The following is a 9,010-nucleotide window of genomic DNA, read 5'->3' on the forward strand; positions in this document are numbered from 1 at the left end:
GGACGAAAAAATCTACGCCAATCTGACGGACTTCATTTTATCAGCGATTCCTATAGATGAACAGCCCGTCGGGATGCGTTGGCATTTTGACGGGCTGTCTGTTATTGCGGCGTGAAGTACCCAAATGCGGCGGGGATGCTGTAGGTGTCGGCAAGCTCTTCGCGGCGCACCCAGAGGAGGGAGGATGGCGCATCGGTTCTGTCCTCGGCTGTCATCAGCGGCGGCTCGTTCATGTCGGTGACCGTGACCGCCCAGCCTGTCAGCTCCCACTCAATATGCGAGAAGATGTGACGTGCAGACGGGAGCGGCACAATGTCGCGCACATCGAAGCCCTCTGATTCGAGGAGGGCGCGGACAGCACGTTGCGACAGCTTTCCTTCGAGATTCGGATATTCCCAAAGACCTGCGAGGAGACCACGCGCGGGTCTTTTTCGTATGGCGATTTTCTCACCGCAGGAGAGGAGGAGGACGGTGCGCCGTTCTTTGCGGCGCGCCTTGAGTGCCGTCTTGACGGGATAGTCCTGCTCCGTGCCGCGATCATGAGCGAGACAGAGCTGCGCGGCGGGGCACGCATGGCAGAGCGGCACTCCGTTCGGCAGACAGACGGTCGCACCGAGATCCATGAATGCCTCGTTGAGAAGTCCTGCGTCGCGTCCCGTGGGATAGGAGGACGCAAGTGCCGATTCAAGTGCGCGCTTCGAGGTGTCCTTTGCAATGTCGATGGGATTCGCCGTGACGCGTGCGGCGACGCGCAGGAAGTTGCCGTCAACGGCGGGGCGTGGCTGTCCATAGGCAAACGATGCAATCGCGCTCGCCGTATAGCGTCCGATGCCGGGGAGGGCGAGCAGCGCGTCAAAGTCATTTGGCAGCTGTCCATCGTGTTTCTCAACGATTACCTCTGCCGCACGCTTGAGGTTGCGGGCGCGGCTATAGTAGCCGAGTCCCTGCCAGAGCTTCATCAGTGCGTCGTCATCCACGGCGGCGAGGGCGCGGACGTGCGGCAGGATTTCGAGAAAGTGCAGATAGTAGCCGCGCACGACGGCGGCGCGTGTCTGTTGGAGCATGATCTCCGAGATCCAGACGTGATAGGGCGTTGGCTCGTCGCGCCACGGCAGGTCGCGCGTATCGGGCGCAGACTTTCGCCATGCGAGCAGCAGCTTGCAGAGGGCGGGGAAGACAGTGCTTCCCTCCCACGGTAAAATTTTCATGAAAGAGCTCTCCTTTTTACGAGATTTTACTACGACACTGTGAAACGCGGATGAAGAAGGTGGTCTTTTCTTTACAAAGTGCGCCCTTTGTACTATGATAGCAGATAACAAACTATATGATGGAGTGATTTCTGATGTTGGATATGAAATTTGTGCGCGAGAATTTGTCGGCGGTGCAGGGGATGCTGAAAAACCGCTGCAACGCGCTTGATCTCTCGCCGTTTGCGGCACTGGATGAACGTCGGCGTGCGATCTTGCAGGACGTGGAGGAGAAGAAGGCACGGCGCAATGCCGTATCGAAGGAGATCGGCGTACGCAAGAAGGCGGGCGAGAGCGCGGATGATGTGGTCGCTGAGATGCGTGCGCTTGGCGATGAGATCACGGCACTCGACGAGGAGTTGCGCGGTGTGGAGCAGAGTCTGCGCGACCTGCTGCTCCAGATTCCGAATATGCCGAAGGCGGATGTGCCGATAGGCAAGGACGATACAGAGAACCCCGAGGTGCGCCGCTGGGGTACGCCGCGCACGTTCGATTTCGAGCCGCAGGCGCATTGGGACATCGGCGAGAAGCTCGGTGTGCTCGATGCGGAGCGTGCGGCGAAGGTCACGGGGGCGCGCTTCACGTTTTACAAGGGGCTCGGCGCACGGCTTGAACGCGCGTGCATCAACTTCATGATGGACCTCCACGCGGAGAAGCACGGCTACACGGAGATGCTTGCGCCCTACATCGTGAACGAGGCAAGCATGGTCGGGACAGGGCAGCTGCCGAAGTTTGCGGAGGATATGTTCAAGCTCGACGGGCTCGACTACTACCTCGTGCCGACGGCAGAGGTGCCGACGACGAACTACCACCGCGACGAGATCTTGGATGCGGAGCAGCTGCCGGAGTACTACACCTCCTATACGGCGTGCTTCCGTGCGGAGGCCGGCAGTGCGGGACGCGACACGCGCGGGCTGATCCGTCAGCATCAGTTCAATAAGGTAGAGTTGATTAAATTCGTCGCACCCGAGACGAGCTGGGACGAGCTTGAGACGATGGTGGAGGCGGCGGAGGACGTGCTGAAGACGCTCGAACTGCCATATCGTGTCGTACAGCTCTGCACGGGTGACATGAGCTTTACCTCGGCAAAGACCTACGATATCGAGGTCTGGATGCCGGCGCAGGACAAATACCGTGAGATCTCTTCCTGCTCGAACTGCACGGACTATCAGGCACGCCGTGCAAACATCAAGTATCGTCCCGAGCGCGGGGCAAAGCCCGCCTTCCTCCACACGCTGAACGGTTCGGGTGTTGCGGTCGGCCGTACGGTTGCGGCGATCCTCGAGAACTATCAGCAGGCGGACGGCTCCGTTCTCGTGCCGAAGGCACTCGTGCCGTATATGGGCGGCGTTACGGTCATCCGATGAAAAAAATTGTTGTCGGTATCACGGGCGCAAGCGGCAGTGTATACGCCGTTCGACTGATTGATGTCTTGCGCGAGCAGGGCATCGAGGTGCACGCTGTCATCACGGACAGCGGACAGCGCGTGCTGGACTACGAGTGCGGCATGACGATGGAGGAGCTTTCGCTGCGCGTCGATGTTCTCTACCCGAATACGGACGTGGGCGCGGCAATTGCAAGCGGCTCGTTCCGCATGGATGCGATGGTCGTCCTGCCCTGCTCGATGAAGACGGCGGGTGCAATCGCCCACGGCGTGACGGACGATCTCTTAACGCGTGCGGCGGATGTGACGCTCAAGGAGGGGCGGCGGCTGCTTCTCGTGCCGCGCGAGACACCCATGCACGAGATTCATCTTGAGAACCTGCTGCGGCTCGCACGTGCAGGGGCGATCATCATGCCTGCTGCGCCCGGCTTTTATCATCGCCCCGAGACGCTCGATGATCTCGTGAATATGATGGTGGGCAAGATCCTCGACCGTCTCGGCATCGAGGCGGAGCTCTTTACACGTTGGAGGTAATGGATATGACTTTTTTCAAAGCCAAAATGACAGCGCTCGCAGCTGTGCTTGCGCTGAGCGCGGCGGGGACAACTGCGGCTGCGCCCGCAGAGGCGGATGAGCATACGATGCAGATGCACATGGGAGATTCTGCGGTGCAGGACAAAAAGGCGGAGATCCAGATGGACTATCTGGAACATCGCGGCGAGCGTCGTTACATTGATCTCTACAACCTGCACGTTTTCCGCCAGTACAAGGAGATGCACGGGATGTCGCTCCACTGGGGGCTGACCGTCTCGCGTGCCGTCGGCTCGTGGGCAGAAAAGGACACGCCCGACGTGCGTCTCGATTCGTCCGCCGTTGGTGTGGGACCTGCGTACATGGTGCGTTGGACAAAGCCGCTCGGCTCGAAATGGGAGGCATCGTTTGACGCGACGGGTGCGGTTCTCGTCTACAACGACGTGCATCCTGCGCACACGCGTAACTATGACTTTATGTGGCGGATCGGGCCGCGTGTGACGTACAAGTTCAATGAGAAGAGCGCTCTGAGTGTTGCCTATCTCGGACATCATGTGTCGAACGGACAGCGGACGAAGAACCCCGGCTACAACGGAATCGGGCTCTCGATCGGCTATCGATACACGTACTAAAGGATGTACTGTGGCAAAGAAATTTTACGCCGTGAAGCGTGGGCGCAAAACGGGCATCTTCACCGTATGGGCAGAGTGTTCGGCACAGGTGCAGGGCTTTCAGGGCGCAGTGTATAAGGGCTTTATGACCGAAGCAGAAGCGCGTGACTGGCTGGATGGTGCGTGGGATTCATCTGCGCCGCGTGCTGCAAAGAGCGGCACAGCGGCGAAAAAATCGTCCGCGCCGCCCGACGAAGAACCCGTTGACGCGGACTATATCATCCACACGGATGGCTCGTGTCTCCGCAATCCCGGCGGCGCGGGCGGCTGGGCTGCCGTCATTGAGACGGTCACAACGGGCGAGGTCAGAGAGTACAGCGGCGGCGACCCTGAGACGACGAACAACCGCATGGAGCTGACGGCGGCACTGGAGGCAATGAGTGCCGTGCCGGAGGGGGCACGCGTTGCACTCTATACGGACAGTCAGTACCTCAAGAATGCATTCACGAAGTTCTGGCTGCCCGCGTGGAAGAAGCGCGGGTGGAAGAAGGCGGACGGAGAGCCCGTGCTCAATCAGGATCTCTGGATGCCGCTCGATGCGGCGTTCGCCGCGCGTCGTGTGCAGTTTCACTGGGTCAAGGGGCACGCGGGCAATCCGCGCAACGAACGCTGTGACGAGCTCGCGCGGAGCGAGGCGGAGAAGCATACACGATAAAAGGGAGGAGGGAATCCATGCAGCGCATCTTCGAGGCGGTGGGACGCTTTGTCCTCATACACCTCGCGAACATCGGCCGCATCACCCTCCTCTACGCCGAGACGGCACGTCAGGTCACACAGCGTCTGCGCGTGCGGAGCATCGTCTATCAGATGGCGCACCTCGGCGTGGACTCTCTCCTCATCGTCGGTCTTACCCTCCTTTTCACAGGCATTGTGCTGACCCTCCAAATCGCGCACGAGTTCATCCGCTACGGAGCGCAGAGCACCATTGGCGCGGTCATCGCCATCGGCATCGGGCGCGAGCTCGGCCCCGTCCTCGTCGGCGTTGTCTGTGCGGGGCGTGTGGGCGCAGCGATTACGGCGGAGGTCTCCACGATGAAGGTCACGGAACAGATCGACGCGCTGCGCGTCATGGCGGTCAGCCCCGTGAACTACCTCATCGTGCCGCGTATGCTCGCGTGCATGATCGTCGTGCCCGTCCTCACCGTATTCGGCGACGTGATCGGCGTTCTCGGCGGCTATCTTACTGCCGTGCATTATTCGGGCATCTCACCCTATACCTTTACACACTCCATCGCACAGTTTGCAGAGATCTACGATATGACGGGTGGACTTATCAAGGCGATCTTCTTCGGCAACGTCATCGCCGTCCTCGGCTGCCACTACGGGCTGAATGCGCCAAGCGGCGCGGAGGGGGTCGGCAAGGCAACCATGCAGACCGTTGTCACCTCGATCATTGTCATTTTTATTCTGAACGCCGTCTTGACATTCTTCTTGTTCTGAGGACACGCCATGATACGACTGAACAACGTCAAAAAGTGTTTCGGGGACAAGGAAGCACTCAAGGGGATCAGCCTCACCATCGAAAAGGGCGAGACCATCGCCATCATTGGCGGCTCGGGCTCGGGGAAATCGACCCTCCTGCGGCTCATGATTGGATTGGATCGCCCCACCTCGGGCGAAATTTATCTCGGCGGTGACAACATCACTGCGATGAGTGAGGACGCACTTGACCGCGTGCGTCTGCGCATGGGCATGGTATTCCAGTACTCCGCGCTCTTTGACTCCATGAGCGTCGGGGAGAATGTTGCCTTCGGGCTGCGTGAGCACACGGGTAAGAGTGAGGCAGAGATTCAGCGCATTGTGGCGGAAAAACTTGCGCTTGTCGGACTGCCCGACGCGGCGGCGATGATGCCGCAGGAGCTTTCGGGCGGCATGAAAAAACGCGTGGGGCTTGCGCGTGCGATTGCGACCGATCCCGAGATCATCTTCTATGACGAACCGAGCTCGGGACTGGATCCCATCATGACGGCAAAGATTGACGAACTGATTATTGATATGCAGCGAAAACTCGACGTGACCTCGATTGTCGTCACACACGACATGGCGAGTGCGAGCCGGATTGCCGACCGCATCGCCATGATTTACGACGGGCAGCTCATCGCCGTCGATACGGCGGAGCGATTTCAGGATATCAAGGATGAGCGCGTACAGGCATTCTTTCGTACGCTGCACCATCGCAGGGAGGTTGGAGCATGAGCGCAGAGGCAAAAGTCGGAGCATTTACACTCGGGGGAGCGGCACTCCTCATCGCCGTCGTCATGTTCTTTGGCGGCCTGCGGTTTGGCGGCAGTCAGGACTATATGCTCTACGCGGGATTTGGTCGCGCCGTCGGGCTCAACCCCGAGGCGCAGGTGCTTCTCTCGGGTGTTCCCGTTGGACAGGTCGAGGAGATCGTGAGCGATGGGCTGGGGGTTACTGTCTCCATGCGAATTCGGGACGGCGTGAAGATTCCGCGCGGCTCTTCCGTCACCATTGGGCAGCCGGGCATCATGGGGGATAAATTCGTCATCATCACACCCTCGTCCAATGTCGATTTTTACGCGCATGGAGACTATCTCTACGGCGAGAACGAGATGGGCATGGATACCATGTTCACCGAGCTGAACAAGATGATTATTCAAGTCGAGGCAATGCTCGCCTCCATCAACAACATTGTCGGTGCCCCCGGCTTCCAGAGCTCGATGGTGCAGCTCGTTGTCAACATGGAGCAGATGACCGCGCACCTCGACGGTCTGACAGCGACCCTAGAGCAGATGGCGAACGAGAACCGCGGCGACCTGCATGCCATGCTCGCAAATATGAATGCGATGTCGGCGAATCTTGCACAGACCACGGCGAGCGTCGAGCGCATCATGGCGAATCTTGAGACCGTCGGCGCAGACCCGCAGACAGCGGAGAATCTCAGAAAGACACTTGAAAACATCACCGCCTCCTCTGAGCGCATCCTGCGCATTGCCGAGGGCATCGAGGCGGTCGCAGGCGACAAGCAGACACAGGAGGACGCGCGTGCCCTCATCCACAATGCGCGTACGATGACCGATAAGGCAGGCGGACTTATGGGACGACTGCAGAACGTCAAGGTCACGCCGAAGGTGGATGTGATGTACAGCGGCAAGTCGGACGACTGGCGCACAAACTTCAACCTTGACGTCGGCGAGAAACAGGGGATGTACGCGACGTTTGGTGTGGATGACATTGGCGGCGGGGACAAGTTTAATGCACAAGTCGGCAAGCGCGGCACAGCCTTCGGAGCACGTGCGGGGGTTGTCGCGGGTGCAGCGGGGGTCGGCGTGGATGCGTATGCGGGTGAGAAATTCAAATTCTCCGCTGATGCCTACGATCCGAATGACTTTACCCTGCGGCTGCGTGCCCAGTATCAGCTGAAGGACAGCACCTACATCTTCGGTGAGTGGAACGACGTGAACGACAGCAAACACCGTGCGTTCTATACGGGCGTGCGGCAGGAATTTTGATTGACAGACGGTAGAATATATGTATAATATAATTATCGGAATGAATGTTACTTGGGATGAAGAAAAGAACCGCTCCAATCAAAAGAAACATGGTGTATCTTTTGAGGAAGCGGAGACCGTGTATTACGATGATGATTCCGTTTTGTTTGATGATCCCGATCACTCCTTTGGGGAGGAGCGGTTTCTTATCATTGGCATAACGAGTACAGAAAAACTTTGCATCGTCAGTCACTGCTACCGTGATGGCAACAAAGTCTTACGGATTATTTCAGCGAGAAAAGCAACGAAGCATGAGCAGAATATCTATTGGAATAACTTGGTAGGGAGGTTATGAACATGAGAGACGAATATGATATTATGAGCTTAAATCCGCGAAAAAACCCCTACACCAAACGGCTCAGGAAACAAATCACAATCAACATTAACAATGAAACCGTGGCGTACTTTAAGGCGCAGTCCGAGGAAGTCGGCATACCCTATCAGACACTCATCAACCTGTATCTATCTGACTGTGCGGCGCACGGAAGAAAACTGAATCTATCATGGCAGTAAGAAACGGCAATCGCAGAAAACTCCTGCGGTTGCCGTTTCTTACTTGTTGATAGAATTTTAAGAATCGCTGATAAAATAGACCCTCAGATTGGCGTAGATTTTTTCGTCCGAACAAGGAGGTAAACCGAACGCATAGCCAAAGCTATGTGGAGGATCGAGGGCACAGTGCGGGCGAAAAAGATGCGTCAAGAGACACAAGCTGAATTTATCAGTGCTTCCTTTATTTATTATAGCAGAATCCCCCGTGTCATTTGGCACGGGGGATTCTGCTATTTCAATGTTCGTCTTGATTAAACACAGGCTTTCGTCCCTCAAGGAACGCCATCACCGCCTCGCGGTGGTCGGCGGATGCACCCGCCTTTGCGAGATTCTCCGCCTCAAGGCGGCTGTACGCCATATAGTCGCGGTAAAAGACCTCGTAGTAGAGCTGCTTTTGCATCGCGAGTGCGCCGAGCGGACGGTGCAGCAGTTTCGCGGCGAAACTCATCGTCTCCTCCTTGAGCTTTCCCTCGGGAGCGAGCCGTGTCGCAAGACCGAGACGCAGTGCCTGCTCACCATAGACGGGCGCACTCAGTGCCATCAGCTCAATCGTCTTGGCAAGTCCGACGATCTGTTTCAGATGGTAGATACACCCCGTATCACCGGGGAGCGCGACATTCGAGAACGCCGTCAAGAGACAGCTCTCCTCCGTCATGATGCGGAAATCCGCACCGAGCGCAATCCCGCAGCCCGCACCCGCCGCTGCACCGTTCACCATCGCAATCACGGGTTTCGAGCATTTACGCAAGGAAAGCGATGCCTGCCCTGTCAGAATGGAGAGCTCGTAGCTGATGAAGTCGAACGATGCCATCTCCTTGATATCACCGCCGGCAGAGAAATTCTTACCCGCTCCCGTGACGACGAGAACCTTTACCGCATCGTCTGCATCACAGTGCTCCACCGCAGCGATCAGATCATGGAACATCGGCGCATTCAGCGCGTTGTTCGAGGCGGGGCGGTCGATCGTGATTGTTGCGATACCGTCCTCGATATGCAGGTTAATATGTTTGTCCATGGGAGACCTCCTTTGGGAAATTGTGTCTTGACACAGCTATCCTAAGGAATCACTGATAAAATGAAGTCCGTCAGATTGGCGTAGATTTTTTCGTCCGA

Annotated in this window: 11 protein-coding genes; 9 read left to right on the forward strand and 2 right to left on the reverse strand. The window is 57.6% G+C overall.

Translation table 11 applies throughout. The features are described from left to right. Positions 1-101: 101 nt before the first annotated feature. Complete coding sequence (locus tag ACO6BQ_RS11035; RefSeq protein ID WP_489120926.1) at positions 102-1,208, reverse strand: A/G-specific adenine glycosylase; 1,107 nt, start codon at positions 1,206-1,208, stop codon at positions 102-104. Between the two features lie 134 nt (positions 1,209-1,342). Between ACO6BQ_RS11035 and serS the strand changes: the two genes are divergently transcribed. The 9 genes from serS to ACO6BQ_RS11080 are packed head-to-tail and all read left to right on the forward strand — an operon-like array spanning position 1,343 to position 7,858. Then, positions 1,343-2,614, forward strand: a complete 1,272-nt coding sequence (gene serS / locus ACO6BQ_RS11040) for a serine--tRNA ligase (protein ID WP_489120927.1) — start codon at positions 1,343-1,345, stop codon at positions 2,612-2,614. Then, a complete protein-coding gene (locus ACO6BQ_RS11045; RefSeq protein WP_489120928.1) occupies positions 2,611-3,165 on the forward strand; it encodes a UbiX family flavin prenyltransferase in 555 nt (184 codons plus the stop codon). The genes serS and ACO6BQ_RS11045 overlap by 4 nt, the downstream gene beginning before the upstream one ends. A gap of 5 nt (positions 3,166-3,170) precedes the next feature. After that, complete coding sequence (locus ACO6BQ_RS11050; protein ID WP_489120929.1) at positions 3,171-3,794, forward strand: acyloxyacyl hydrolase; 624 nt, start codon at positions 3,171-3,173, stop codon at positions 3,792-3,794. Positions 3,795-3,804: 10 nt separating this feature from the next. Beyond that, positions 3,805-4,488 (forward strand): ribonuclease HI, encoded by a 684-nt coding sequence (gene rnhA / locus ACO6BQ_RS11055; protein WP_489120930.1) that lies wholly within the window; start codon positions 3,805-3,807, stop codon positions 4,486-4,488. Between the two features lie 17 nt (positions 4,489-4,505). Further along, entirely contained in the window at positions 4,506-5,273 is a 768-nt protein-coding gene (locus ACO6BQ_RS11060; RefSeq protein ID WP_489120931.1) for an MlaE family ABC transporter permease, read from the forward strand. A 9-nt stretch (positions 5,274-5,282) separates the two neighbouring features. Continuing rightward, a complete protein-coding gene (locus tag ACO6BQ_RS11065; protein WP_314664201.1) occupies positions 5,283-6,029 on the forward strand; it encodes an ABC transporter ATP-binding protein in 747 nt (248 codons plus the stop codon). After that, positions 6,026-7,306, forward strand: a complete 1,281-nt coding sequence (locus ACO6BQ_RS11070) for an MlaD family protein (RefSeq protein WP_489120932.1) — start codon at positions 6,026-6,028, stop codon at positions 7,304-7,306. Before ACO6BQ_RS11065 ends, ACO6BQ_RS11070 begins: the two co-directional genes overlap by 4 nt. Before the next feature lie 19 nt (positions 7,307-7,325). Continuing rightward, a complete protein-coding gene (locus tag ACO6BQ_RS11075; protein ID WP_489120933.1) occupies positions 7,326-7,640 on the forward strand; it encodes a BrnT family toxin in 315 nt (104 codons plus the stop codon). 2 nt (positions 7,641-7,642) lie between these two features. Then, positions 7,643-7,858 carry a BrnA antitoxin family protein gene (locus ACO6BQ_RS11080; protein WP_489120934.1) on the forward strand — a complete coding sequence of 72 codons (216 nt, stop codon included), beginning with the start codon at positions 7,643-7,645 and terminating at the stop codon, positions 7,856-7,858. 274 nt (positions 7,859-8,132) lie between these two features. Here ACO6BQ_RS11080 and ACO6BQ_RS11085 read toward each other — a convergent pair whose 3' ends face one another. Further along, the gene (locus ACO6BQ_RS11085) at positions 8,133-8,912 is read right to left on the reverse strand and encodes an enoyl-CoA hydratase/isomerase family protein (protein WP_489120935.1); all 780 of its coding nucleotides are present in this window, start codon (positions 8,910-8,912) and stop codon (positions 8,133-8,135) included. Between the last annotated feature and the right edge of the window lie 98 nt (positions 8,913-9,010).

The organism is Centipeda sp. (in: firmicutes) (genome assembly GCF_057271695.1).